The organism is Cellulomonas sp. ATA003 (assembly GCF_031582905.1).
Lineage (GTDB): Bacteria > Actinomycetota > Actinomycetes > Actinomycetales > Cellulomonadaceae > Pengzhenrongella.
In genome coordinates, this window is sequence record NZ_CP133990.1 from 2,902,941 (window position 1) to 2,927,189 (window position 24,249).

The following is a 24,249-nucleotide window of genomic DNA, read 5'->3' on the forward strand; positions in this document are numbered from 1 at the left end:
GGCACCCCTCGGTCGGGGTGGACAACGGCCCGCGGTGCGCCACGATGAGCGCATGCCCGAGCTGCCCGAGGTCGAAGCCCTCGTCCGGTTCCTGCGCGACCGCACCACCGGTGTGGCGATCGCCGGGGTCGAGGTGGGCGCGATCAGCGCGCTGAAGACCTTCGCGCCCGCGCCGGCCGACCTCGCCGGGCGCACCGTGACCGACGTCGTGCGCCGCGGCAAGTGGCTCGACGTCACCACGGAGCCCACCACGCCTGGCGACGGCGGCGGGCTCCACCTCGTCCTCCACCTCGCCCGGGCCGGGTGGCTGCGCTGGTTCGACCGGGTGCCGGCCACCGCCGTCCGTCCTGGCAGGTCCCCGATCGCGCTGCGGGTGCGCCTCGCGGACGGCGCCGGCTTCGACCTCACCGAGGCCGGGACGCGCAAGCGCCTCGCGGTGCACGTCGTCACCGACCCGGGGTCGATCCCCGCGGTCGCGACGCTCGGGGTGGAGCCGCTGTCGGACGAGTTCACCGCGGAGCGGTTCGCCGCGCTGCTCGCGTCCCGCAACAAGCAGGTCAAGGGCGTGCTCCGCGACCAGGGGACGATCGCGGGGATCGGCAACGCCTACTCCGACGAGATCCTGCACGCGGCCCGCACGAGCCCGTTCGCGCTGACGCGGTCCTTCGACACCGTGGCGGCCGGGGTGCTGCACGCTGCGATCCTGCGGGTGCTGCGCGAGGCGGTCGAGGCCGCGGCGGGCAAGCCCGCGGCCGAGCTCAAGGACGCCAAGCGACGCGGCATGCGGGTCCACGGCCGCACCGGGCTGCCGTGCCCCGGGTGGGACGGCGTCCCGTGCGGCGACACCGTCCACGAGGTGTCCTTCGCGGACTCGTCCCTGCAGTACTGCCCGACGTGTCAGACCGGCGGGCAGCCGCTCGCCGACCGCCGGCTGTCCCGGCTGCTGCGCTGAGTGCCGGCCGCGGCCGACGCCGCCCGAGCAGGCGCCCCTCGGAGCAGGCGCCCCTCGGTGCCGGCGTCGGTCAGAACAGGACGGTCGCGTACGTGCCCACCTGGCGGAACCCGACCCGGCGGTAGGCCGCGAGCGCGCGCACGTTGTAGTCGTTGACGTACAAGGAGACCGTGGGGGCCACGTCGCGACGGGTCAGCTCGACGACCGCCGCCATGCCGGACTCCGAGAGCCCGCGCCCGCGGTGCCCGGGCTCGACCCAGACGCCCTGGACCTGGGCGACCCCACCGGCGACGGCGCCGAGCTCGGCCTTGAACTCGACCTGCGCACCCAGGCGGCCCTTGCCGAGCCGCACGAAGGACCGGCCCTCGGCGATGAGGGTCCGGACGCGCTGCTCGTACGGACCGTGCGGGCCGGACGCCGGGGAGTAGCCCACCTCCTCGGCGAACATCTCGATGCAGGCGGGCAGCACGACGGGGTACTCCTCGGGCACCGACCGGCGCACGACGGCGTCGGGCTTGACCAGCGGGTCGTGGTCGATGACCAGCGACGGCTGGTTGGCCCGGACCTCGCGCGGGGCGGGCCACCGGTCGCGCAGCCGCTCCCACAGCCCGAGGGCGGCGTCCGCCTGCCCGACGATCGACGAGGACCGTCGGCCCTGCTCGTGCGCCATCCGGGCGAAGGCGTCCAGGGCGCGGGGGTCGCCGTCGGGCACCACCGGGACGACGTTGGCGCCGGCCCAGCAGACGGCGTTGAGCTCACCCTCGCGCTCGTAGCCCCACAGCTGGCCACCCGCGGGTCCCAGCCCGGTCCGGGCGGCCACGGCGATGCGGCTGGCGGCGAGGACGGAGTCGACGGGCACGCGTGCGCACACGGCCATGGCGGCCTCGATGTCGGCGTCCTGGAGCAGGCGACCGTCGGCCGCTCTGCCGCTCAGGGTCGCGCCGTGCCAGCGTCCCATGGGTGAATTGTGCACCACCGTCCGGATGGTCGCGCGGCGCATCGCCGTCCGGTGCGGACGGGTCCCTCCGGGACCCGTCCGCAGGGGCGGTGTCAGCCGACGGTGACGACCGGGGCGCCGTCCGCGGTGCGCTCCATTCCGTCGGCGATGCGCATGGCCTCCTCGATGAGGGTCTCGACGATCTGCGACTCGGGGACCGTCTTGACGACCTGCCCCTTGACGAAGATCTGCCCCTTGCCGTTGCCGGACGCGACGCCGAGGTCGGCCTCGCGCGCCTCCCCGGACCGTTGACGACGCAGCCCATGACGGCCACGCGCAGCGGGACCTCGAGGCCCTCCAGGCCGGCGGTGACCTTCTCGGCGAGCGTGTAGACGTCGACCTGCGCGCGCCCGCACGAGGGGCAGGACACGATCTCCAGCTTGCGGGGTCGCAGGTTCAGCGACTGCAGGATCTGGATGCCGACCTTGACCTCCTCGACCGGCGGCGCGGACAGCGAGACCCGGATGGTGTCCCCGATGCCCTTGCTCAGCAGCGCGCCGAACGCGGTCGCCGACTTGATCGTCCCCTGGAACGCCGGGCCCGCCTCGGTGACCCCGAGGTGCAGCGGCCAGTCCCCGGCCTCGGACAGCAGCTCGTAGGCGCGGACCATGATGACCGGGTCGTTGTGCTTGACCGAGATCTTGAAGTCGTGGAAGCCGTGCTCCTCGAACAGCGACGCCTCCCAGACCGCGGACTCGACGAGCGCCTCGGGCGTCGCCTTGCCGTACTTCGCCAGCAGGCGGGGGTCGAGCGAACCGGCGTTGACGCCGATGCGGATGGAGACGCCCGCGTCGGACGCCGCGCGGGCGATCTCCTTGACCTGGTCGTCGAACTTGCGGATGTTGCCCGGGTTCACGCGGACCGCGGCGCAGCCGGCGTCGATCGCGGCGAACACGTACTTGGGCTGGAAGTGGATGTCGGCGATCACCGGGATCTGCGACTTGCGCGCGATGACTGGCAGCGCGTCGGCGTCGTCCTGCGTCGGGACCGCGACCCGCACGATGTCGCAGCCGGACGCGGTCAGCTCGGCGATCTGCTGCAGCGTCGCGTTGATGTCGGTGGTCTGCGTGGTGCACATCGACTGCACGCTCACCGGGGCACCGCCGCCGACGGCGACCTTGCCGACCTGGATCTGGCGGGTGGGACGGCGGGGGCCAGCACGGGGGGCGGCGCCTCCGGCATGCCAAGGCTGATCGGGATGCTCACGCTCCCAGTATCGCCCCGGACGGCGCCCGCACCGCCCGCGGGGGGCTGTGATACGTGTTTCACCCGCGTTCCCTCACGCGACGTCCACATCGTGCAGCGGCCGGTCCCCCGCTCGCGGAGCGGCCCAGCAGGCCCGCGCGGCAGGGCCGCGGATCAACCCGGGAGGGTCACCGGGCGGACCAGGTCGGCGTACACGAGCAACGCCCCGAGCCCGAGGAAGACGACCACCATCCCCAGGGTGAGGGGGTCATCCGGGCGATGTCGACCGGCCGTGGCCGGGGCAGCCCCCGGACGCGCGCCACCTGCCGACGGGCCCCCTCGTACAGCGCCCCCGCGATGTGCCCCCCGTCGAGCGGCAGGATCGGGATGAGGTTGAACACGAACAGGGCGATGTTGAGCGACGCGATGAGCTGCAGCAGCAGGATGACCTCGGCGGTGAGCCCGAAGACCCCCTCCTCCGCCGCGGTGACCTCGCCGGCGACCCGGCTGATGCCGACCACGCCGATGACGCCGTCCGGGTCACGGGGTGCGGTGCCGAAGGCGGCCTCGGCGACATCGGCGATGCGGCTGGGCAGGTTGACCACCACGCCGACGGTGCGCACGACGTACGTGCCGAGCAGCGTCGGCACCTCGGTCAGCGGCTGACGCACGAGCGTCGGCGTGGGACCGACACCCAGGAAGCCGACCGGCTCGGTGGTGACCTCGCCGTCCGCGTCGAGCACCGGGCCGTCGTCGGGCCCGATCACCGGCCGCTCGGTGACCAGAGGCGTGACCGTGAGGGTCAGGGGCTCGCCGTCGCGCTGCACGACGAGGGCGACCGGGTCCGCGCCCGTGTCGCGGATGGCGTCCTGGAGCGACTCCCAGGAGGCGACCGGCTCACCGCGGAAGGCGACGAGCTCGTCCCCCACCCGCACGCCCGCGGCCGCCGCCGGTGCGACGGGGTCGTCCGGGCCGCACTCGCGGGCCTCGGAGGCGGCGGGCACGACGCAGTCCGACACCGAGCCCACCGTCGTGCTCCAGCCGGGCACCCCGATGCCGACCATCACGACCGCGAGCAGCACCGCGGCGATGACGAGGTTCATCACCGGGCCGCCGAGCATGACGACGAGCTTCTTCGGCGTGGACAGCCGGTAGAACGCGCGGTGGTCCTCCCCGGGTGGATCTCCAGCGCGCTCTGCTCGCGCGCGTCCTGGATCATCCGGCCCAGCCAGCCACGCACCGGCGGGTTGCCGACCGCGTCCGGCGGGGGTACATCCCGACCAGGCGCACGAAGCCGCCCAGCGGGATGGCCTTGATCCCGTACTCGGTCTCCCCGCGGGTGCGCGACCACAGGGTCGGGCCGAACCCGACCATGTACTGGCTGACCCGCACGCCGAACCGCTTGGCGGGGACCATGTGACCGACCTCGTGCAGCGCGATCGAGACGAGGATCCCGACCACCATGACGAGCACACCGACGCCGTACTCCATACCGCTCCGTCCCCCGGGCGCGTCGCGGCAGAGGCCGGCCGCGCGTCGGGGCCCATTGTGCCCCGCCGACCTGGGTGCGTCGGCAGCCGTGCGGGCGATCCGCAGCAGGCCGGCACGCGGCGGTCAGCCCGGCAGCGGCGACCCGACCCGGACGAGGTTGCCGCTGGGGTCCATCAGGGCGAACTCCCGCATCCCGTACGCGGTGTCGGCCGGCTCGGTCAGCCTGCTGCCGGTCGCCGGGTCGGTCCCCGGTGGCACGACGTCGCGCCACGCGGCGTGGACGGCGTCCGCGTCGTCGACGGAGGCGAAGCACATCCCGGCGGTGGTGAGCGGGTCGACGTCGGGCGACGCCACGACGTGCAGCACCAGCCCGCCGCGCCGCAGGATGAGTAGTCCCACTCCTCGGGCTCGGCGCCCACGTTCTCGAACCCGAGCGCCCCGTAGAAGCGCAGCGTCTCGCGCAGGTCACGGCTGGGCAGGATCGGCACGGTCAGCTCGGCCATCGTCCGACGGTAGACCCGCCGGTCCGCCGCGCGACAGGGCCGACCGACGCGCGTCAGCGGCGGTCGAGCAGCTCGTCCGCCCGGGCGCGCGCCCAGGTCTCGGCGTCCAGGACCGCCTCGAGGGTGAGGTCGCTGCCGCCGACGCCGTCGTGCTCCTCGAGGACGGCGGCGACCGTGTCGACGATGTCGAGGAAGCCGACCCGGCCGGCGAGGAACGCCGCGACGCACTGCTCGTTCGCGGCGTTGAGGACGGCGGGGTGGGTCGCCGACGCGGCCACCGCCGCGCGGGCGAGCCCGACGGCCGGGAACGCCGTCTCGTCGAGGGGCTCGAAGGTCCAGCTCGTCGCGCTGCGCCAGTCGCACGCCGGGGCGACGTCGGGCAGGCGGTCGGGCCAGGACAGGCCGAGCGCGATCGGCAGCCGCATGTCCGGCGGGGACGCCTGGGCGATCGTGGAGCCGTCGCGGAACTCGACCATGGAGTGCACGACCGACTGCGGGTGGACGACGACGGTGATGTCGTCGGTCGGTACCCCGAAGAGCAGGTGCGCCTCGATCAGCTCGAGGCCCTTGTTCATCAGGGTCGCGGAGTTGATCGTCACCACCGGCCCCATGGACCAGGTGGGGTGGGCGAGCGCCTCGTCGGCCGTCACCGGCTCGAGCTCGTCGCGCGAGCGCCCGCGGAACGGCCCGCCCGAGGCGGTGAGCACGAGGCGGCGCACCTCGGAGTCGGGGCCGCCGTGCCGCCCGGAGCGCAGCGCCTGGGCGATCGCGGAGTGCTCGGAGTCGACCGGGACGATCTGGTCGGGTCGCTGCAGCTCGGCGGCGACGAGCGCCCCACCGACGACGAGCGACTCCTTGTTCGCCAGCGCCAGCGTGCTGCCGGCCCGTAGGGCCGCGAGGGTCGGCCCCAGGCCGACCGACCCGGTGATGCCGTTGAGGACGACGTCCGCGCCGCGGGCCGCGAGCTGGGACGCCGCGTCCGGGCCGGTGAGGACCTCGATGCCGGCGAAGGGCCGGCCCGAGGAGAAGGCGGCGTCGGCGACCGCGGCGAAGACCGGGCCGGCCGCGTCGGCGTCGGCCACCGCGACGGTCTGGGCGCCGAGGGCCACCGCCTGCCGCGCGAGGGCGACCGGGTCGGCGCCGCCCGCGCTGATCCCGGTGACCCGGAAGCGGTCCGGGTGGCGCTGCAGGACGTCGACCGCCTGCGTGCCGATCGAGCCGGTCGAGCCGAGCAGAACCACGCTGCGGGGCTCGGCGGCCGGGGTGGTCTCGTGGGTGCCGGTCATCGTCACTCCGTTCCCAGCAGGATCTCGACGGCCCGCGCGAGGAACGCGTCGACCGGCGCCTCGGCGTAGCCGGCGGCGCCACGGCGGCGCCCGAACGTGGCCGACCGGACCTCGTCCGCGCTCATCGGCTCGCGGTGGTCGAAGCAGGCGACCAGCCGGCGGCACAGCGCGTCGACGTCGGCCCGGTCGTAGGCCGGCTCGCCGCGCCCCGCCGGGGCGAACCGCTCGCCGTCGGGACGGGTCAGGCGCGCGTCGAGCGTCCGCGCGCCGTCGGCGAGCTGGGCCGTCCACGCCTCCCGGCCGTGCCGGGCGACGTACTCCTCACGGGCCCGGCTCGCGAACGCGGCCTCGAGCCGGTCCAGCGCCGCGTCGACCGCACCGGTGACGTACCCGCCGCGCACGAGGTCGAACGCCGTCCCCCGCACGTCCCGCCCGGTGAGGGAGCCCTCGGCCTTGCCCTCGTACACCCGACGGGCGCGGTCGAAGAACGCGTCCACCTCGGCCGGGGCGTACCCGTGCCTCAGGCGGGACACCGTGCGGAAGGCGCCCTGACTCATGCCGGGGTCCTCCTCGGCCGCGAGCTGGCCGCACGCCCCGTCGATGTCGCTGCCCCGCGTGTCGCGGATCGTCGTCGGGATGCCGTGGGCGCGCAGGCGCCGGACGAACTCGTCCTCGACGTCCCGCTCGCTCGCGGTCCACTTCGACCCGGGGGTCGGGTTGAGCGGGATGGGGTTGCAGTGCACCCAGCCCTTGCCGCGCGCGTTGAGTTTCTCGCCGAGCAGGTCGGCGCGCCACGCGTGGTCGTTCATGTCCTTGATGAGCGCGTACTCGATGGACACCCGGCGGCCGGTGACGTCGAAGTAGCGCCGGGCGGCGTCGAGGGTCTCGTCGACGCTCCACCGGGTGTTGATCGGGACGAGCTCGTCGCGCAGCTCGTCGTCCGGCGCGTGCAGGGACACCGCCAGCGTGACCGGGATGCCCTCCTTCGTCAGCTTCTCGATCGCCGGGACCAGCCCGACGGTCGACACCGTGATGTTGCGGGCCGACATGCCGAAGCCGTCCGGCGTCGGGGCGACGAGCCGGCGGACGGTCTCCATGACGGCCTTGTAGTTGGCCAGGGGCTCGCCCATGCCCATGAACACGAGGTTCGACAGCCGGGTCGGACCGCCGGGGACCTCGCCGTCGGCGAGCGACTTCGCCGCGGAGCGCACCTGCTCGACGATCTCGGCCGTGGACAGGTTGCGGGTCAGACCGAGCTGGCCGGTCGCGCAGAACGGGCACGCCATGCCGCAGCCGGCCTGGCTCGAGACGCACAGCGTCGAGCGGTTCGGGTAGCGCATGAGCACCGACTCGACCTTGGCGCCGTCGAACAGGTGCCACAGCGTCTTGACCGTGGTGCCGCCGTCGGCCTGCATGGTGCGCACGGGGGTGAGCAGCTGCGGGAAGAGCCCCTTGACCAGCGTGTCGCGGCTCGCGGCGGGCAGGTCCGTCATCGCGGCCGGGCTCGGGTCGAGGTGGGTGAAGTAGTGCGTCGCGAGCTGCTTGGCCCGGAACGGCTTCTCCCCCAGCTCCGTCACCGCGTCGACCCGCTCGGCGGGCGTGAGGTCGACGAAGTGGCGGGGCGGCTTGCCGCGCTTGCCACGCGTCGTCGGCGGGGCGAGGTTGAGCGGGATCGGCGTCGCCGGGCGGGGCGACACCTGGATCCCGCCGGCCGCGTCGCGGCTGGTCGGGGTGGCGGTCGGTGTGGCGGTCATCGTGGGGTCTTCCATCCGTCAGGCACCCACCGGCAGAGCAGCCAGCAGGACGAGGTGCACGACCGGTGCGGTCAGCAGCATGGAGTCCAGGCGGTCCAGGACCCCACCGTGCCCGGGGAGCACGCTGCCCATGTCCTTGAGCTCGAGGTCGCGCTTGATCAAGGACTCCGCGAGATCACCCAGGGTCGCGGTGGCGACGGTCGCCAGGCCGAGGCCCACGCCGATCAGCGGGTCACCGCCGAGCAGCCAGGTGATCCCTGCCGCCCCGACCAGGCAGGACAGCAGGACAGATCCGCCCAGCCCCTCCCAGGTCTTCTTGGGGCTGACGGACGGCGCCAACGGGTGGCGCCCGGCGAGCACGCCGGCGACGTAGCCGCCGACGTCGCTGGCCACGGCCAGCAGGACGAACAGCAGGACGCGACGTGCCCCGTCCGGCATCGCGAGCATGAGCATCACGAAGCCGCCGAGGAACGGCAGCCAGGCCGCGGCGAACACCCCGGCCATGCTGTCGCGCAGCGCCGCCGGACCGGTGCCGTCGATCACCCGCCAGACGACGACGCCGCCTGCCGTGAGCATGAACGACACCAACAGCGCCTCCTCACCGGCCACGTACGCCGAGACGAGGATCCCTGCCGCTCCCACCAGCAACGGCAGCAGCGGCAGGTTGATTCCCCGGCGTGCGAAAGCCTGCGCGAGCTCCCACAGGGAGACCCCGACCGCGGCGAGCGCCACCAGGACGAACGCCTCCTTGACCAGGAACAGCGACGCTCCCACCAGCGCGAGCAGCCCCAGGCCGACGACGATCGCGACCGGGAGGTTGCGGCCGGCGCGGGGGCCCGGGCGGTGGTGTCGGGGCTCGCGAGCTCTGTCATCAGACCGCCAGGAGCTCGCTCTCCTTGGCCGCGAGGACGGTGTCGATCGCCTCGATGCGCTTCCGGGTCAACGCCTCGAGCTCCTTCTCCGCGCGGCCGACCTCGTCCTCGCCGGCCTCGCCGTCCTTGGCGATGCGGTCGAGCTCCTCCTTGGCGCGGCGGCGGATGTTGCGGACCGAGATGCGTGCGTCCTCCGCCTTCGTCTTCGCGAGCTTGACGTACTCCTTGCGTCGCTCCTGGGTCAGGACGGGCAGGTTGATCCGGATGACGTTGCCGTCGTTCGACGGGTTCACGCCGAGGTCGGAGTCGCGCAAGGTCCGCTCGATCGACCCGAGGGACGACTTGTCGAACGGGGAGATGAGGATGGTGCGCGCCTCGGGCGTCGTGAACGACGCGAGCTGCTGCAGCGGGGTCGGGCTGCCGTAGTACTCCACGGTGATCTTGGAGAACATCGCCGGGTTGGCGCGTCCCGTCCGGATCGTCGCGAAGTCCTCCTTGGCGACCTCGATCGCCTTGTCCATCTTCTCCTCGGCCTCGAAGAGGGTCTCGTCGATCACCGGTGCTCCTTCGTCAGTGGTGCTGCGTGTGCTGCTCGCGGGCGTCGGTCGCGGGCGTCGGTCATGCGCGTCGGTGCGCGCGCCGGGCGCGCGTCAGGCGGAGGTGACGAGCGTGCCGATCTTCTCACCCTGTAGGGCGCGGGTGACGTTGCCGGGCTCGTTCATGCCGAACACCCGCATGGTCACGTCGTTGTCGCGGCACAGGCTCATGGCCGTGGCGTCCATGACGGCCAGGTCGCCGACGAGTGCGTCGGTGTAGGTCAGGTGGTCGAGCTTCACGGCCGCCGGGTCGGTGCGCGGGTCGGCGGTGTAGACGCCGTCGACGCCGTTCTTGCCCATGAGCACCTCCTGGCAGTGGGTCTCCAGGGCGCGCTGCGCGGCGACGGTGTCGGTCGAGAAGTACGGCATGCCGGCGCCGGCGCCGAAGATGACGACGCGACCCTTCTCGAGGTGCCGGATCGCGCGCAGCGGGATGTACGGCTCGGCGACCTGGCCCATCGTGATGGCGGTCTGCACGCGCGTCGACACCCCCGCCTGCTCGAGGAAGTCCTGCAGCGCGAGGCAGTTCATGACCGTCCCGAGCATGCCCATGTAGTCGGCGCGCGCCCGGTCCAGACCGCGCTGGGAGAGCTCGGCGCCGCGGAAGAAGTTGCCGCCGCCGACGACGATCGCCACCTGGACACCGGTGCCCACGGCGACGGCGATCTCGCCGGCGACCCGCTGGACGACGTCGGGGGCGAGGCCGACCGAGCCCCCGCCGAACGTCTCGCCGGAGAGCTTGAGCAGCACCCGGCGCGCTCCGTCGCGGTCGACACCGCGCACCCTCGTGGTCCGTGCGGCCGTTCCCGGCTCGAGCCCCTGCGTCATGCGTCCTCCACTGGCCGTCGGTCCCGGGGCTGTGCTGCTGCGTGCTGATGGGTGCTGCTGGTGGTGCTCCGTGCGGTCGGCCCCGGGTGCGGCGCTCACACGGTCCCTCGGCAGGAGCCCCTGCGCAGGTGGCCCCGGTCCGTGCGGACCGGGGCCACCTCAGCGGGCTCGCGTCAGGCGCCGACGCGGAACCGGGCGAACCCGGTGACCGTGCCGCCGGCCTCGGTCAGCACCTGGCCGACCGTCTTCTTCGGGTCCTTCGCGAAGGCCTGCTCGACGAGCACGTTCTCCTTGAAGAAGCCGTTGAGGCGCCCCTCGATGATCTTCGGCAGCGCGGCCTCCGGCTTGCCCTCGTTGCGCGAGGTCTCCTCGGCGATGTGACGCTCCGACGCGACGACGTCGGCGGGGACGTCCTCGCGCGTCAGGTACGTCGGGGAGTACGCCGCGATGTGCATCGCGATGTCCTTGGCCACCGAGGCGCCCTGGGCGTCCGCGGCGACGAGCACGCCGACCTGCGGGGGCAGGTCCTTGTTGACCTTGTGCAGGTACGTCGCGACGCTCTCGCCGGCGACGCGGGCCACGCGACGCACGACGATCTTCTCGCCGAGGGTCGCGGCGGCCTCGTCGACGACGGACTGCACGGAGCCGCCCTCGACCTCGGCCGCGGCGAGCGCCGCCGCGTCCGAGGCGCCGGTGGAGACGGCGGCCGCGAGGACGCGGTCCGCCAGGGCGAGGAACGTGGCGTTCTTCGCGACGAAGTCCGTCTCCGAGTTGATCTCGACGAGGACGCCGACCTGGCCGTCGGCCGAGTCCTGCACGTCGGCGGCCACGAGGCCGTCGGACGCCGCGCGCCCCTCGCGCTTGGAGACGCCCTTGAGACCCTTGACGCGGATGATCTCCAGCGCCTTGGCCGAGTCGCCCTCGGCCTCGTCGAGCGCCTTCTTGACGTCGAGCATGCCCGCACCGGTGCGCTCGCGGAGCGCCTTGATGTCAGCGGCGGTGTAGTTCGCCATAGGTGTCAGTCCTCTGTAGTCGGAAGGTGTGCTGCGTCAGGCCTGGTCGGACGCCGTGTCGGCGGCCTGGGCCTCGGCGATCTCCGGGGCGGCAGCCGCAGCGGCGGCGTCGACGGCCGGGGCCGCGTCGTTGCCGGGGGGCGTGGCGACCTCGGCCGGGCCGGGCTGGCCGGGCTGCGTCTCGGTCAGGTCCTCGGCGACCGCGGGGGCCGGCGACTGCGTGGCGTTGACGACCGACTCCGCGGACTCGGTGCCCGGGTTCGTGTCGACGGGCGCCTCGACGGCGGACGGCGAGGCGAGCTCGGCCTCGGAGCCGGCGAGCAGCTCGCGCTCCCACTCGGCCAGCGGCTCCGCGGCGGCGTCCGCACCGGCGGCGGCCTTCCCGGAGTGACGCTGCATGAGGCCCTCGGCGACGGCGTCGGCGATCACGCGGGTCAGCAGGGTGACGGCGCGGATCGCGTCGTCGTTGCCCGGGATCTTGTAGTCGACGACGTCCGGGTCGCAGTTGGTGTCGAGGATCGCGACGATCGGGATGTTGAGCTTGCGCGCCTCGTCGACCGCGAGGTGCTCCTTGTTCGTGTCGACGATCCACACGGCGGAGGGCACGCGGCCCATGTCGCGGATGCCGCCCAGGGTCTTGGCGAGCTTGTCCCGCTCGCGACGCATGATGAGCAGCTCCTTCTTGGTGAAGGAGGAGCCGGCGACGTCGTCGAAGTCGATCTGCTCGAGCTCCTTGAGGCGCTGGAGCCGCTTGTTGACCGTCTGGAAGTTGGTGAGCATCCCACCGAGCCAGCGCTGGTTGACGTAGGGCATCCCCACGCGCGCGGCCTGCTCGGCGACGGGCTCCTGCGCCTGCTTCTTCGTCCCGACGAACAGGATGGTGCCGCCGTGGGCGACGGTCTCCTTGACGAAGTTGTAGGCGGTGTCGATGTACCCGAGCGACTGCTGCAGGTCGACGATGTAGATGCCGTTGCGCTCGGTGAAGATGAAGCGCTTCATCTTGGGGTTCCAGCGACGGGTCTGGTGCCCGAAGTGGACACCGCTCTCGAGCAGCTGGCGCATGGTCACGACGGCCATGGCACGTCCTCTCGGCGCACACGCGGTGTGCGCACTCGTGCAGGCGGGTCGGTGACGACCCGCGTCGGTTGTCGGCACCGGCCGGGTGGTCGGTGCCCCTGGCGCCCGTCCGTGCTGACGCCGGCAAGGCCGGACCGCTGTCAGTACGGCGTCCCGTGGCCGCAGGCCGTCGGACCGGGGTCCGAGGCGGCTGGCGGCGTGGTGAGGGCGCGCGAAGTCGACCGGCTCAGGCCGGTCGCGACCCCTACTGTACCGGACGGCGCTGGTCGCCCCGGTGGGCCGCCGCCCCCAACCGGTGTGACGTCGCCCCCGTCCACCGGCGCCACGCGCGCGGCCGTGCCGCCCCGCCGCCGAGGACGACGGTCGGGCCATGGTGCGAGCAGCGGCGGTGGTGGCAGCGGTGGTCGTGGGCGTCTCGCTGGGAGCGGTGGGTGTCGCCGGCGGGGTGGGTACCGGGGGCGCGCCCCCCAGCGGCGACCCGGCGGCCGCATGGGCCGCCGGACCCGCCGGAGAACCGGACGAGCCCGCCACGGGGGCGGCCACGACAGGGGCGGCGGGGCCGACGTGGCCGCTGGGTGTCGACGCCCCGCCGGCCCTGCGGCCCGCGGCACCCCGCTCGGCACCCGACGACCCGGCGCCCATCCGGACGTTCGCACTGCCCCTCCCCGCACCGGTCGTCGTCCTCCGCCCGTTCGACGGTCCGGCGCGACCGTGGGCCCCCGGGCACCGGGGGTGGACCTCGCCGCCCGTCCGGGGCAGCCGGTGCACGCGCCCGGTCCCGGCGTGGTGACGTTCGCCGGCACGGTGGTCGACCGCGGGGTCCTGACCGTGACGCACGACGACGGCCTGCGGTCGAGCCTCGAACCGGTCGCGGCGTCGGTCGGCGTCGGCCAACGGGTCGTCCGCGGTCAGGCGGTCGGCTCGGTGGGTGCGGAACCCGGGCACTGCGTGCCCGTGACGTGCCTGCACTGGGGGCTGCGCCGCGGGGAGGAGTACCTGGACCCCATGCGCTGGGTGCTCGGCCGCGGACCGGTCGTCCTGCTCCCGCGGGGTGACGGGACCAGCGGCGAGCGGTGTCAGCCGCGCTCGGACTCCGCGAGCGTGGCGCGCAGGCGCACCATCGCGGCGCTGTGCATCTGGGAGATGCGGGACTCGGTGACCCCGAGGATCCGGCCGATCTCCCCGAGCGTCATGTTCTCGTAGTAGTAGAGGACCAGGACGATCTTCTCCCGCTCCCCGAGCTGCTCGATCGCGCGCGCGAGCAGGTACTTGGTCTCGCGCGTCTCGAACGTGCCGGCCGGGTCGGGTGCACGGTCGTCCTGCAGGGTGTCACCGAGCGAGGCGGCGTCCCCGCGCTCGCCGCCGCCGAGCAGCTCGTCGAGCGCCGCGACGTTCACGGTCGCCACCTGCGCGAGGACGGCACGCAGCTCGCCCACGCCCATCTCGAGCCGCTGGGCGACCTCGTGCTCGGTGGGCGTCCGCCGCAGCTCGCCCTCGAGCTCGGCGTAGGCACGGTCCACCGCGCGGGCCTTGGTGCGCACGGAGCGCGGGATCCAGTCGGTCGACCGCAGCTCGTCGATGATCGCGCCGCGGACGCGGGTGCCGGCGTAGGTCTCGAACTTCACCCCGCGTCCGGGTTCGTACTTCTCGATCGCGTCGATCAGGCCGAACATGCCGGACGAGACGAGGTCGGCGTGCTCGACGCTGGAGGGCACCCGCATGCCGACCCGGCTGGCGACCGCGGTGACCAGCGGCGCGTAGTGCAGGATCAGCCGTTCGCGCTGCACCCGGTCCCCGGTGGACTTGTACCGCACCCACGCGTCGGTGATGAGGTCGGCGACGGACGGGTCGGACAGGTCGACCTCGACGTCCAGGTCCACGTCCAGGTCCGCGCTCTCGATGACCGCCTCGACCTCGGCGACGACCTCCGCGACGCGGTCGTCGTCCTCGAACACCACCGTGGGGTGCGGCGCCCGGGGCCGGGGCAGCGCGTCGCCGCGACCCGGCGGGGGACCCACCGGTGGCGCCGACGTGGAGGTGGTAGAGCCGTCGCGGGGGCCGTGGCGGTCGCTCATGCGCGTGGGTGCGCCTGGCGGAAGGAGTCGCGCAGCCGGTCGGCGGACACGTGCGTGTAGCGCTGCGTGGTGGCGAGGCTGGCGTGACCGAGGACCTCCTGGACGCTGCGCAGGTCCGACCCGCCGGCGAGCAGGTGCGTGGCGACGCTGTGGCGCAGCGCGTGCGGGGCGACGTCCGGGACCCCTGCGAGCAGGGCGGCGTCGTGCGCGGCGGCGCGCAGCTGACGCTGGTCGACCCGTCGGCCGCGACGGCCGAGGTAGAGCGCGGGGCCTGAGCCGTCGACGGCGAGCCGGGGGCGGCCGGTCTCGAGCCAGACGGTGAGCGCCCGGGCCGCCGGGACACCGAAGGGCACCACCCGCTCCTTGCCGCCCTTGCCCAGGACGCGCAGGGTGCGGTGGGAGAGGTCGGCGTCGTCGACGTCGGCGCCCGCCACCTCCCCCACCCGGGCCCCGGTCGCGTAGAGCAGCTCGAGCGCCGACCAGTCACGCAGGTGGATCGGGTCACCGTCGTCGGCGCGGGTCCGGGCGACCTCGAGCAGGCGGGCGGCCGGCTCGACGTCCAGCACGACGGGCAGCGCGACCGGGGTCCGAGCCGACGCCAGCCGCAGTGCCGGGTTCTCCGTCACCCGGCCGGTGCGGTGCGCCCAGGTGAAGAAGGAGCGCACCGCCGCCGCCCGGCGCGCCAGGGTCGCGCGACTGAGGTCTCCCTCGACCATGGTGGCGAGCCACTCCCGCAGCAGGGCGAGGTCCACCTCCTCGAGCCCCCGTCGGCCGCGGTCCTGCGCGAAGCGCACGAGGTGCGTGAGGTCGCCGACGTAGGCGCGGACCGTGTGCTCGGACAGGCCCCGCTGGAGGGCGAGGTGCTCCGCGAACGCGTCGAGCGGCGCCACGGAGGCGTCGTCGACGTCGGCGGGCGGATGCATGGCGTCTACCGTGACGTCCGTCGCCCGCAGCGACAAGGCCAACACCCCTGTGGCAGGGCCTTTCCCGTCCCCGGGAGCCCGATCCGCGGCTTTTGCCCCGTGCCCGGTGACCGACGCCGTGACCAAAGTCACAACATCGTGCGACCGGCGGTCGCGTTCAGGTCCCGGCACGTGGGACCCGTCGCGTGCGCCGCCATCCACCCGCCTCGCTGAGCGCCAGCCCGTCGAGCTCCAGCAAGCCCAGGACACCCCGGACCTCCGCCTCGCCGAGACCGCTGGCGCGGGCGATCGACGCCACCGACGCCGCGCGGGTGATCGGGAGCCCGTCGAGCACGCGGCGCGCCTCCTCGCCCATCCCGTCGCCGTCGGCGTGCGGACCGGGGGCACGGGCGCGAGGTCGGTCCCCAGGTCCCCGGCGAGCTCGGCGACCTCGGCGGCATCCGTGACGCACACCGCAGACCCGTCGCGCAGGAGCCGGTGGCAGCCGGCGGACGCCATCGACGTCACCGGTCCGGGGACCGCGCCGACCGGCCGCAGCATCGCGAGCGCGTGCCCCGACGTGCTCAGGGCCCCGGAGCGCCAGGCCGCCTCCACGACCACGGTGGCGCGGCTCGCCCCGGCGATGAGGCGGTTGCGCAGCAGGAAGCGGGTACGGCTGGGCACGCTGCCGGGCGGCACCTCGCTGACCACCGCCCCGCCGGTCTCCACGACCCGCCGCAGCAGCGGGGCGTTGCCCGCCGGGTAGGGCCGGTCCACCCCGCCGGCGAGCAGGACGACCGTCGGCGCTCCGGCGACCACCGCACCGCGGTGCGCGGCGGCATCGATGCCGTAGGCCCCGCCGGAGACGACCGTGAACCGCCGGTCCGCGAGCCCGGTGGCGAGCTCGCCCGCGACGTGGTCGCCGTACGCGGTGGACGCGCGCGCGCCGACGAGGGCGACCGACCGCCGCACGAGCGACCCGAGAGCACTCTCCCCGCACCCAGAGGCAGGCCGGAGCGGTGGCGCCGAGGTCGTCGAGCCCCGCCGGCCAGGACTCCTGGCCCGGGTGCAGCAGCGTGCCACCGAGGGTCTCGAGCAGGTCGAGGTCGCGGCGCGGGTCGAGGCCGGGCCAGCGCGGCGCCCACCGCACGACCGCGGCACCGAGGCGGCGTCGTCCGCCGGGGTCCACCGGCCCCGCGTGCTCGGTCAGGCGGTCGAGGTGCCGGTCCGTGACCGCCGGTGCTCCTCCGCCGCAGGCGGCTGGGCCGTCCGGACCGTCCCCGAGCACGTCCTGCACCCAGTCGAGCGCCCCGACGGCCCCCAGGACGCCCACGAGCGTGCCGGCGGTGGTGTCCCCCGGCTCCGCCAGGCGGCTCCAGGCGGCGCGGGCGCACCGCTCGTCGTCGCGCCACGGCGGCCGCGAGCGCGCGGTCATGCCCCCACCTGCCCGCGGGTCCGCAGCAGGAGCCCCTGCCCGACGTCGGCGCGTCCGGGAGCAGCCCGCCCCGCGAGGTCGGCCAGCGTCCACGCGACCCGCAGCACGCGGTCGACGCCGCGCAGGCTCAGCAGCCCGCGGTCGAGCGCACGGTCCAGCTCGGTGAACAGCGCCGGCTGCCCGCGCAGGGCGGCGCGCATCCAGTGCCCGGGCACCTCGGCGTTCGTCCGCCACGGGGTGCCGGCGAGCCGCTCCGCCTGCCGGCGGCGCGCGGCGTGGACGCGGGCGGCGACCGCGGCGGTGCTCTCCCCCGCCACCGCGCCGTCGATCTGCGCCCGGGACGCGGCGTGCACCTCGACCTGCAGATCGACACGGTCCAGCAGCGGCCCGGAGAGACGGGACCAGTAGCGGCGTCGGGCGATCGGGGCGCACACGCAGTCCAGGCCCTTGCCGACCGCCTTGCCGCACGGGCAGGGGTTGGCGGCGAGCACGAGCTGGAAGCGGGCGGGGTACCGGGCCGTCCCGCCGGCTCGCTGGATGACGAGCTCGCCGTGCTCGAGCGGCTGCCGCAGCGTCTGCAGCACGCCCGGGGAGAACTCCGGTGCCTCGTCCATGAACAGCACACCGCGGTGGGCGCGCGACGCCGCCCCGGGGCGCGGCACCCCCGACCCGCCGCCGATGACGGCGGCCGCGGTCGCGGTGTGGTGCGGGTCCTCGAACGGGGGCCGACGCAGCAGCCCACCCGCGGGGTTGAAGGTGCCCGCCACCGAGTGCACCGCGGTCACCTCGACGGCCTCGTCCTCGGCGAGGTCGGGCAGGAGGCCCGGCAGCCGCGCCGCGAGCATCGTCTTGCCGGCCCCGGGCGGGCCGACCATGAGCAGGTGGTGCCCGCCCGCCGCGGCGACCTCCAGGGCGGCCCGGGCCTCGTGCTGCCCGAGCACCTCGGCGAGGTCGGGCGGTGCACCACGCGGGGTCGGCGCAGCCGCGAGGAGCGCGGGCGGCACCGCGACCGGCTCCGGGACGTCCGCGCCGAGCCGCCACGCCACCTCGAGCAGCGTGTCCGCCGCCAGGACCTGCGCGCCGGGGACCAGTCGCGCCTCGGCGGCGTTGCCGGCCGGGACGACGACCCGGACGTGCCCGGCGGCGACCGCCGCGGCGACGGCGGGCAGCACCCCCGCACCGGACGGAGCCGACCGTCGAGCCCGAGCTCGCCGAGGTGGACCACGGGCGCGGCGCGGGCGGGGTCCAGGGCGCCGGCCCCGGCCAGCATGGCGACCGCGATCGCGAGGTCGAAGGCGGACCCTGCCTTGGGCAGCGACGCGGGCGACAGGTTGACGGTGATGCGGCGCTGCGGCCAGCCCAGCCCGGAGGACGTGACCGCCGCCCGGACCCGGTCCCGGGACTCGGCGAGCGCCGTGTCCGGCAGGCCGACGAGGGTGAAGCCGGGGACGGACGCGGCCAGGTGCGCCTCGACCTCGACGAGGTGCCCGGACATCCCGAGCAGGCTCACCGCCAGGGTCCGCCCGAGGCCCATCAGACGATCCCGACGAGGTGCTCGACGTGGGCGGCACCGCTGCGTGGGACGAGCACCGCGATGACGTCGATGCGGATGGACCGCGGGCGGACGTCGTGCGCGGCGACCCACTGCGCCGTCAGGCGTCGCAGCCGGGCCACCTTGCGCGCGGTCACCGCCTCGGCCGGATGGCCGAAGCCCACACCGCGGCGAGTCTTGACCTCGACCGTGACCAGGGCCGTGCCGTCCAGGGCGACGATGTCGAGCTCACCATCCGCGCCGCGCCAGTTCCGGTCCAGGACCTGCCACCCGGCGTCCTGCACGAACCGCGTCGCGACGTTCTCGCCGTACCGCCCCACCGCGTCCTTGGCGCGCACGTGACCACCTCCACGACCGAGCGTCGCGGTCGGGCACCGGTCCCCGCGGAACCGGCGGTGGACGGTGTGGACGACGCCGCGCGGAGCCGGCCCTGGGTCGGACGCACCGGGGCGCGGGCTCGCGACAGGCGCGGCCGGATCGTCGCGCGGGGGTGCGACGGTGCCGGAGCACCGTCACGGGCGGCCGGTCAGCGGGGGAACGCGCTCCCGCCGGACAGGTCGAGCTCGGCCTTGGCGAGCTCCTCGACGTTGACGTCCTTGAACGTCACGACCCGCACCGACTTCACGAACCGGGCCGAGCGGTACACGTCCCACACCCAGGCGTCACCGAGCCGGAGCTCGAAGTACACCTCCCCGGCGGCCGAACGCACCTGCAGGTCGACCTGGTTGGCGAGGTAGAACCGTCGCTCGGTCTCCACGACGTACGCGAACAGGCCCACCACGTCGCGGTACTCGCGATACAGGGCGAGCTCCATGTCCGTCTCGTAGTTCTCGAGGTCCTCCGCGCTCACCGCACCATCATGGACCATCCCCACGGCGTCCGGCGTCACGCGTCCGGCGGGGACGCGTGACGGCGAGGACGCTCAGCCGGCGAGCAGACCGCGGTCCACCGCGGTGGCGGGCCCGTCGTCGACGAGCACCAGACCGTCCCGGGGCGGCACCTCGTCCCCGGGCACCCCGTCGACCGGCACCCCGTCGCCAGGCACCCCGTCACCCGGCGCACCGCCCCCAGGCACCTCGTCCGCCGGCACCGGGACGTCGCTGACGGCGTCGCCCGCACCCGGGACGTCCCACAACGGGTCGCAGTCCGGCCCCGCGAGCTCGGGCAGGCGCCAGCTCTGGCGGTGGTGCACCGACGGCCCGAGCCGGCGCAGCGCCTCGAGGTGCGCAGCGGTGGAGTAGCCCTTGTTCTCCTCCCACCCGTATCCGGGGTGCAGACCCGCGAGGCGGACCATGATCGCGTCGCGCTCGGTCTTGGCGAGCACGCTCGCGGCGGCGACCGACGAGCACTGCAGGTCCGCCTTGATCATCGTGCGGACGCGCGGCGGCTCGGGGTCGGCCAGCGGCGTGCCCTCGAACAGGGTGGGCTGGCGCGGCACGGACAGCCAGTCGTGGTTGCCGTCGAGCAGGACGACGTCGGGGCGGGCGGGCAGAGCCGCCAGCGCCCGGTGCCCCGCCATCCGCAGCGCCGCGATGATGCCGTGCTCGTCGACCTCCTCCGCCGACGCGTGCCCGACGGCGTGGCCGACCACCCAGCGGCGGATGCGGGGCACGAGTGCGACCCGGGCGGCCGGGGTCAGCAGCTTGCTGTCCCGGACGCCCGCGAGCGGCCGCTGGACGCTCGCGTCCACCAGGACCATCCCGACGGTGACCGGCCCACCGAGCGCACCCCGTCCGACCTCGTCGCACGCGCCGAGCAGCGTGTGCCCGGACCGCAGCAGCCGCTTCTCCACGCGCAGCCCGGGGACGGTCGCCCGACCACCGGCGGCGGACCGCGCCGCGCTCATGGCGCGGCGTCGGGGACGGCCTCGAAGGTCTCCCCGGGGTTGCGCAGCAGGGTGAGGCGGTCGAGCGGCCACACGGTGACGAAGGCGACGCCGACGACGTTGTCGACGGGGACGGCCCCGCCGCCGGGGTCGCCGAGGTGGTAGCGCGAGTCCTGGGAGTTCTGCCGGTTGTCGCCCATGACCCACAGGCTGTCGTCCGGCACGACGACGTCGAAGGCGACCTCGCTGGGCACCGAGGACGGCCGCAGGTACGGCTCGGTGACGGGGACGCCGTTCACCGTGAGCGGGCCGCCCTCGCCGTCGGACGAGACCCGGTCACCGGGGAGACCGACGATGCGCTTGATGAGGTGCTCGCCGGAGTCCTGGGGCAGCAGGCCGACGTAGGTGAGCACCGACGTCACGCGCTCGCGCAGCGGGGACTGCTCGGTCCGGGTGGGCGGCGGCAGCCAGCCACCCGGGTCCTTGAAGACGACGGCGTCACCGCGGTGCACGTCGAACGGCCCCGGCGCGAGCTTGGTGACCAGCACCCGGTCGCCCTCGATGAGCGTGTCGCGCATCGACGCGCTCGGGATGAAGAACGCCTGGAACAGGAACGTCTTGATGACCAGGGAGAGCACGAGCGCGCTGGCCAGGATGATGACGGTCTCGCGCAGCAGCGCCCCGCCGGACGTGCGGCGGTCGCGGGCCCGGTGGCCCGCCGCGGTGGGCCCGACGGCGTCGTCGTCCGGGTGCGCGTCGACAGCGGCGGCCTCCGCGCCGGAGCTGGACGACGTCGGCAACGGGCTCGCGCCGGCGTCCTCACCGACGGCACCGCCGTGGTGACCGTCGGCGTCGCCGCCGGCCGGCACGACGTCGTCGTCCGGCTGGATCGGCTCGATCGACTCGTCCTCGTCCCGGCTCGTGCCGGGCACGGGCGGTGGCTGGTCCCTCACGCCCTCACTGTGCCATCCGTGCCGGGTACCGGCCTAACCGCCGGCCACGGCGTCACCGGGACGCCTCCGGCGTGCCGGGTGCACCGACGGGCGGCCACCCCGTGAGGGTGACCGCCCGTCGGTCGATCAGCGGCAGCGCGCCCGCGTCGGCCTACTTGGCCGGCACGTTGTCGCGCTTCTCCTTGATCTTCGCCTTCTTGCCGCGCAGCTTGCGCAGGTAGTACAGCTTCGCGCGGCGCACGTCACCGCGGGTGACGACCTCGATGGACTCCAGCGTCGGGGAGTGCACCGGGAAGGTGCGCTCGACGCCGACGCCGAAGCTCACCTTGCGGACGGTGAACGTCTCGCGGACGCCGCCGCCGGTCCGGGAGATGACGGCCCCCTGGAAGACCTGGATACGGGAGCGGTTGCCCTCGACGACCTTGACGTTCACCTTGAGGGTGTCGCCGGGCCGGAAGGCGGGGATGTCGGTGCGCAGCGATGCTGCGTCGACGGAGTCGAGCGTGTGCATGGTCGTGTCACTCTCTCGCGCTGCCACAGGTCAGCCGCGTGGTCGATGGGCGCCGGAGCGGCGCCCATGGGCGGTGGTTCGGGTGCGTGCGCCACGTGGTCGGGTCGTCCCCCCTGTGGCAGGGGCGGGACCGGCGCACACCGACCGACCAGTCTGCCACACCGGCGACCGGTCGCGGACCCGCCGCCGGCGTCGGCCGGCTCACAGCCCGGTCGCCCCCGGCTCGCGACCGGTCACCCCGTGCGGTGCACCCCGTGGGCGTCCACGGTCCAGCCGAGCCCGCCCAGGACGGCGACGTCGTGGGCGTCCAGGTCCGCGGGGTCGAGGGCGGCGACGAGGTCCGGACGACGGGCCGACGTCCGGCGCAGCGCCTCGTCGCGACGCCACCGCTCCACGCGGGCGTGGTGCCCCGAGGTCAGCACCTCGGGGACGTCGAGCCCCGCCCACGTGGGCGGCTTCGTGTAGACGGGGTACTCCAGCAGCCCGGCCGCGCCGTGCGACTCCTCGACGAGCGAGTGCGGGTTCCCGACGACGCCGGGCAGCAGCCGCGCGACCGCCTCCACGACGACGAGCGCGGCCACCTCCCCGCCGTTGAGCACGTAGTCCCCGAGCGAGATCTCGCTGACCCGGACGTCACCGCGCTCGCGGTAGTGCTCGACGACGCGCGCGTCGATGCCCTCGTACCGCCCGCACGCCACGACGAGGTGGTCCTCCCCGCGAGCGCCTCCGCGGTGCGCTGGGTGAACGGCGCACCGGACGGCGTCGGCACCAGCAGGTGCGCGCCCGGCGTCAGCACGTCGTCGAGCGCCGACCCCCACACGTCGGGGCGCATGACCATGCCGGCCCCGCCGCCGAAGGGGGTGTCGTCCACGGTGCGGTGCCGGTCGGTGGTCCAGTCGCGCAGGTCGTGGACGGCGACGTCGAGCAGCCCGGTCGTGCGGGCCTTGCCGACCAGCGACAGCTCGAGCGGGGCGAGGTAGGCGGGGAAGATCGTCAGGACGTCGACGCGCACGCTCAGTCCTCGTCGGCGTCGTCGCCGCCGGTCTCGGGCGAGACCACGAGGTTCTCCGCGTCGGAGGCGAGCAGGCCGCCGGGCGGGTCGAGCACGACGCGGCCACCGGGCACGTCGACCACGGGGACGATCGCGCGGACGAACGGCACGAGGGTGCGGTGGCGCGTCCCCGCCTCCTCCAGCACGAGGACGTCGTGGGCGGGCAGGTGCTCGAGGCCGGTGATGCGCCCGACGACCGTGCCGTCGGTCAGCTCGGCCCGCAGACCGGTGAGCTCGTGCGGGTACCAGGCGTCCTCGTCGTCGTCGGCGTCCGGCTCGACGACGAGCTCGACGCCTTGCAGCGCCTCGGCGGCCGTGCGGTCCCCGGCCTCGGCGAACGTCGCGAACCAGCGGCCGTGCTGCGAACGCGTGGCGGCCACGGTCAGCGGTCCGGCCGACGCGGGCTCGGTCGCGAGCACCTGCCCGACGGCGAGCCGCTCCTCGGGGCTGTCGGTGCGCAGGTCGAGGGCGACCTCGCCGCGCAGGCCGTGCGCCCGGCCGATGCGTGCGACGGTCAGCTGCATGGTGGTTCCTCCGCGAGGGGTGGGGCCGGTGGACCGGCGAGCGCCGGTGGGTGCCGGTGGGTGCCGGCGGGTGCCGGTGGGACGGACGACCGAGGCCCGGCCCCCAGCGTGGGGACCGGGCCTCGGTCAGGGTGTGTGCGGCGGACCGTGCGATCAGCGCCGGTCGACGTCGACGACGTCGACCCGCACGGAGCCGTCCGCGGACAACGCGCCGACCACCGTCCGCAGCGCGCGCGCCGTGCGCCCGCCGCGGCCGATGACGCGCCCGAGGTCCTCGGGGTGCACCCGGACCTCGAGCACCTCGCCCCGGCGCAGCGCCTTCGTGCTCACCTGGACGTCGTCCGGGTGGTCCACGATGCCGCGCACCAGGTGCTCCAGCGCGTCGGCGAGCATCAGGCCTGCTCGTCCGAGGTGTCGGCGGGCTCGGCGGCCGGGGCGGACGCCTTCTTCTCCGCCGCACGGGCCTTGACCTTCTCGGCGTCCGCAGCGGCGGACGCGATGGCCTCGGCCGGGTCGACCTTCTCGCCCTTGACGCGCAGGGTGCCCTCGGCACCCGGCAGGCCCTTGAACTTCTGCCAGTCCCCGGTCACCTTGAGCAGCGCCATGACCTGCTCGGTCGGCTGCGCCCCGACGCCGAGCCAGTACTGCGCCCGCTCGGAGTTGATGTCGATGAGCGAGGGCTCCTCGGTGGGGTGGTACTTGCCGATCTCCTCGATCGCGCGCCCGTCCCGCTTGGTGCGGGAGTCGGCGACGACGACGCGGTAGTACGGCTGGCGGATCTTGCCCATGCGCTTGAGACGGATCTTGGTGGCCACGGTGTGGTCTTCTCCTGGATGTGAGCTGAGGGTGGCCCGGCGACCGGTCCCG

Annotated in this window: 22 protein-coding genes and 5 pseudogenes; 2 read left to right on the forward strand and 25 right to left on the reverse strand. The window is 74.6% G+C overall.

From position 1 onward, the window contains the following. Positions 1-52 precede the first annotated feature (52 nt). Positions 53-952, forward strand: a complete 900-nt coding sequence (locus tag REH70_RS14500; protein WP_310748309.1) for a DNA-formamidopyrimidine glycosylase family protein — start codon at positions 53-55, stop codon at positions 950-952. Positions 953-1,022: 70 nt separating this feature from the next. Here the strand turns inward: REH70_RS14500 and REH70_RS14505 are convergent, their stop codons facing one another. The 13 genes and pseudogenes from REH70_RS14505 to rpsB form a co-directional block, all read right to left on the reverse strand. Continuing rightward, complete coding sequence (locus REH70_RS14505; RefSeq protein WP_310754325.1) at positions 1,023-1,811, reverse strand: GNAT family N-acetyltransferase; 789 nt, start codon at positions 1,809-1,811, stop codon at positions 1,023-1,025. Between the two features lie 191 nt (positions 1,812-2,002). Continuing rightward, positions 2,003-3,131 (reverse strand): annotated as a pseudogene (gene ispG, locus REH70_RS14510) (flavodoxin-dependent (E)-4-hydroxy-3-methylbut-2-enyl-diphosphate synthase). Positions 3,132-3,322: 191 nt separating this feature from the next. Continuing rightward, positions 3,323-4,255, reverse strand: coding sequence for a site-2 protease family protein (locus REH70_RS14515; protein ID WP_396134546.1), 933 nt, complete (start codon positions 4,253-4,255; stop codon positions 3,323-3,325). A 94-nt stretch (positions 4,256-4,349) separates the two neighbouring features. Further along, complete coding sequence (locus tag REH70_RS14520) at positions 4,350-4,625, reverse strand: site-2 protease family protein (protein ID WP_310748311.1); 276 nt, start codon at positions 4,623-4,625, stop codon at positions 4,350-4,352. Between the two features lie 123 nt (positions 4,626-4,748). Next, on the reverse strand, positions 4,749-5,024 hold the full coding sequence (locus tag REH70_RS14525) for a hypothetical protein (protein ID WP_310748314.1): 276 nt from the start codon (positions 5,022-5,024) through the stop codon (positions 4,749-4,751). A gap of 157 nt (positions 5,025-5,181) precedes the next feature. Then, on the reverse strand, positions 5,182-6,414 hold the full coding sequence (dxr, locus tag REH70_RS14530) for a 1-deoxy-D-xylulose-5-phosphate reductoisomerase (protein WP_310748317.1): 1,233 nt from the start codon (positions 6,412-6,414) through the stop codon (positions 5,182-5,184). 2 nt (positions 6,415-6,416) lie between these two features. Next, positions 6,417-6,971 carry a DivIVA domain-containing protein gene (locus REH70_RS14535; protein ID WP_310754329.1) on the reverse strand — a complete coding sequence of 185 codons (555 nt, stop codon included), beginning with the start codon at positions 6,969-6,971 and terminating at the stop codon, positions 6,417-6,419. Between the two features lie 6 nt (positions 6,972-6,977). Beyond that, positions 6,978-8,183, reverse strand: a pseudogene (gene rlmN, locus REH70_RS14540) (23S rRNA (adenine(2503)-C(2))-methyltransferase RlmN); the annotation flags it as partial. Positions 8,184-8,186: 3 nt separating this feature from the next. Further along, positions 8,187-8,942, reverse strand: coding sequence for a phosphatidate cytidylyltransferase (locus REH70_RS14545; RefSeq protein ID WP_310748320.1), 756 nt, complete (start codon positions 8,940-8,942; stop codon positions 8,187-8,189). A 97-nt stretch (positions 8,943-9,039) separates the two neighbouring features. Further along, positions 9,040-9,597 carry a ribosome recycling factor gene (gene frr / locus REH70_RS14550; RefSeq protein WP_310748323.1) on the reverse strand — a complete coding sequence of 186 codons (558 nt, stop codon included), beginning with the start codon at positions 9,595-9,597 and terminating at the stop codon, positions 9,040-9,042. 93 nt (positions 9,598-9,690) lie between these two features. Continuing rightward, complete coding sequence (gene pyrH / locus REH70_RS14555) at positions 9,691-10,464, reverse strand: UMP kinase (protein WP_310748326.1); 774 nt, start codon at positions 10,462-10,464, stop codon at positions 9,691-9,693. A 173-nt stretch (positions 10,465-10,637) separates the two neighbouring features. Beyond that, positions 10,638-11,477, reverse strand: coding sequence for a translation elongation factor Ts (gene tsf, locus REH70_RS14560; RefSeq protein ID WP_310748331.1), 840 nt, complete (start codon positions 11,475-11,477; stop codon positions 10,638-10,640). Between the two features lie 36 nt (positions 11,478-11,513). After that, positions 11,514-12,554 (reverse strand): 30S ribosomal protein S2, encoded by a 1,041-nt coding sequence (gene rpsB, locus REH70_RS14565; protein ID WP_310748335.1) that lies wholly within the window; start codon positions 12,552-12,554, stop codon positions 11,514-11,516. 489 nt (positions 12,555-13,043) lie between these two features. Between rpsB and REH70_RS14570 the strand changes: the two are divergent. Then, positions 13,044-13,499: pseudogene (locus REH70_RS14570) on the forward strand (peptidoglycan DD-metalloendopeptidase family protein); the annotation flags it as partial. A gap of 131 nt (positions 13,500-13,630) precedes the next feature. Here the strand turns inward: REH70_RS14570 and whiG are convergent. From whiG to rpsP, 12 genes and pseudogenes are all read right to left on the reverse strand, one after another. After that, positions 13,631-14,509, reverse strand: coding sequence for an RNA polymerase sigma factor WhiG (gene whiG, locus REH70_RS14575; protein ID WP_310748338.1), 879 nt, complete (start codon positions 14,507-14,509; stop codon positions 13,631-13,633). Between the two features lie 116 nt (positions 14,510-14,625). Continuing rightward, on the reverse strand, positions 14,626-16,503 hold the full coding sequence (locus tag REH70_RS14580) for a DNA-processing protein DprA (protein WP_310748341.1): 1,878 nt from the start codon (positions 16,501-16,503) through the stop codon (positions 14,626-14,628). Between the two features lie 459 nt (positions 16,504-16,962). Next, positions 16,963-18,500 (reverse strand): annotated as a pseudogene (locus REH70_RS14585) (YifB family Mg chelatase-like AAA ATPase). Further along, the gene (locus tag REH70_RS14590) at positions 18,500-18,856 is read right to left on the reverse strand and encodes a YraN family protein (RefSeq protein WP_310748344.1); all 357 of its coding nucleotides are present in this window, start codon (positions 18,854-18,856) and stop codon (positions 18,500-18,502) included. The pseudogene REH70_RS14585 and the gene REH70_RS14590 overlap by 1 nt, the downstream one beginning before the upstream one ends. Before the next feature lie 188 nt (positions 18,857-19,044). Continuing rightward, positions 19,045-19,368, reverse strand: a complete 324-nt coding sequence (locus REH70_RS14595) for a DUF2469 domain-containing protein (protein ID WP_310748346.1) — start codon at positions 19,366-19,368, stop codon at positions 19,045-19,047. Between the two features lie 72 nt (positions 19,369-19,440). Beyond that, positions 19,441-20,364: a ribonuclease HII gene (locus REH70_RS14600; protein ID WP_310748349.1), complete on the reverse strand. Its 924-nt coding sequence runs from the start codon at positions 20,362-20,364 to the stop codon at positions 19,441-19,443. Continuing rightward, complete coding sequence (gene lepB / locus REH70_RS14605) at positions 20,361-21,296, reverse strand: signal peptidase I (protein WP_310748352.1); 936 nt, start codon at positions 21,294-21,296, stop codon at positions 20,361-20,363. Before lepB ends, REH70_RS14600 begins: the two co-directional genes overlap by 4 nt. A 151-nt stretch (positions 21,297-21,447) precedes the next feature. Continuing rightward, complete coding sequence (gene rplS / locus REH70_RS14610; RefSeq protein WP_310748356.1) at positions 21,448-21,807, reverse strand: 50S ribosomal protein L19; 360 nt, start codon at positions 21,805-21,807, stop codon at positions 21,448-21,450. Positions 21,808-22,040: 233 nt separating this feature from the next. Further along, positions 22,041-22,819: pseudogene (gene trmD, locus REH70_RS14615) on the reverse strand (tRNA (guanosine(37)-N1)-methyltransferase TrmD). A 2-nt stretch (positions 22,820-22,821) separates the two neighbouring features. Next, complete coding sequence (gene rimM / locus REH70_RS14620; protein ID WP_310748359.1) at positions 22,822-23,382, reverse strand: ribosome maturation factor RimM; 561 nt, start codon at positions 23,380-23,382, stop codon at positions 22,822-22,824. Positions 23,383-23,535: 153 nt separating this feature from the next. Continuing rightward, the gene (locus REH70_RS14625) at positions 23,536-23,775 is read right to left on the reverse strand and encodes an RNA-binding protein (protein WP_310748362.1); all 240 of its coding nucleotides are present in this window, start codon (positions 23,773-23,775) and stop codon (positions 23,536-23,538) included. Beyond that, positions 23,775-24,197, reverse strand: coding sequence for a 30S ribosomal protein S16 (gene rpsP / locus REH70_RS14630; RefSeq protein ID WP_310748364.1), 423 nt, complete (start codon positions 24,195-24,197; stop codon positions 23,775-23,777). Before rpsP ends, REH70_RS14625 begins: the two co-directional genes overlap by 1 nt. Positions 24,198-24,249 lie beyond the last annotated feature (52 nt).

Coding starts and splice junctions, on each gene's coding strand:
- REH70_RS14500 (WP_310748309.1), top strand. CDS start 53: ATGCCCGAGCTGCCCGAGGTCGAAGCCCTCGTCCGGTTCCTGCGCGAC.
- REH70_RS14515 (WP_396134546.1), bottom strand. CDS start 4,255: ATGCTCGGCGGCCCGGTGATGAACCTCGTCATCGCCGCGGTGCTGCTC.
- REH70_RS14520 (WP_310748311.1), bottom strand. CDS start 4,625: ATGGAGTACGGCGTCGGTGTGCTCGTCATGGTGGTCGGGATCCTCGTC.
- dxr (WP_310748317.1), bottom strand. CDS start 6,414: ATGACCGGCACCCACGAGACCACCCCGGCCGCCGAGCCCCGCAGCGTG.
- REH70_RS14535 (WP_310754329.1), bottom strand. CDS start 6,971: ATGAGTCAGGGCGCCTTCCGCACGGTGTCCCGCCTGAGGCACGGGTAC.
- pyrH (WP_310748326.1), bottom strand. CDS start 10,464: ATGACGCAGGGGCTCGAGCCGGGAACGGCCGCACGGACCACGAGGGTG.
- tsf (WP_310748331.1), bottom strand. CDS start 11,477: ATGGCGAACTACACCGCCGCTGACATCAAGGCGCTCCGCGAGCGCACC.
- rpsB (WP_310748335.1), bottom strand. CDS start 12,554: ATGGCCGTCGTGACCATGCGCCAGCTGCTCGAGAGCGGTGTCCACTTC.
- REH70_RS14600 (WP_310748349.1), bottom strand. CDS start 20,364: ATGAGCGCGGCGCGGTCCGCCGCCGGTGGTCGGGCGACCGTCCCCGGG.
- rplS (WP_310748356.1), bottom strand. CDS start 21,807: ATGCACACGCTCGACTCCGTCGACGCAGCATCGCTGCGCACCGACATC.
- rimM (WP_310748359.1), bottom strand. CDS start 23,382: ATGCAGCTGACCGTCGCACGCATCGGCCGGGCGCACGGCCTGCGCGGC.
- REH70_RS14625 (WP_310748362.1), bottom strand. CDS start 23,775: ATGCTCGCCGACGCGCTGGAGCACCTGGTGCGCGGCATCGTGGACCAC.